The 518-nt window shown below is 66.4% G+C and carries 1 pseudogene; it reads left to right on the forward strand.

The features are described from left to right. Positions 1-518, forward strand: a pseudogene (locus ACXJKJ_RS32230) (hypothetical protein); the annotation flags it as partial.

Genomic DNA, 518 nt, shown 5'->3' on the forward strand with positions numbered 1-518 from the left:
GGCGATGGGCGCGGTGACCCGCACGCTCAAGGAGGTGCTGGCCGCGCAGGCCACCATGGCCGAGCGCCATGACGCCGGCCAGATCAGCTACCGCATGGACGACACTGCCTTCCCTGGCGGCTACGGCCAGATGGTCCGCGACAGCAACGCGCTGGTGCATGCGCATATCCAGGTGAAGATGCGCGCGATCGAGATCATGGGCCGCTATGCGGTGGGCGATCTGTCGCTGGACATGGAACGTCTGCCCGGCGAAAAGGCGGTGATCACCCAGGCGCTGGATACCGCCAAGGTCAACCTGGGCGCGATCAATGCCGAGATCAAGCGCCTCGCCACGGCAGCGGCGGCCGGCGATTTCAGCCAGCGTGGCGACGAAGCGCGTTACCAGTACGACTTCCGCGACATGGTCGGTGGTCTCAACCGGCTGATGCAGACGACCGAACAGGATCTGGAGCAGGTGTCGACCGTGCTGCAGGCGATCGCACGCGGCGATCTCAGCGCGCGCATGCACGGCCAGTTCC

Source organism: Roseateles sp. P5_E1, from assembly GCF_054049335.1.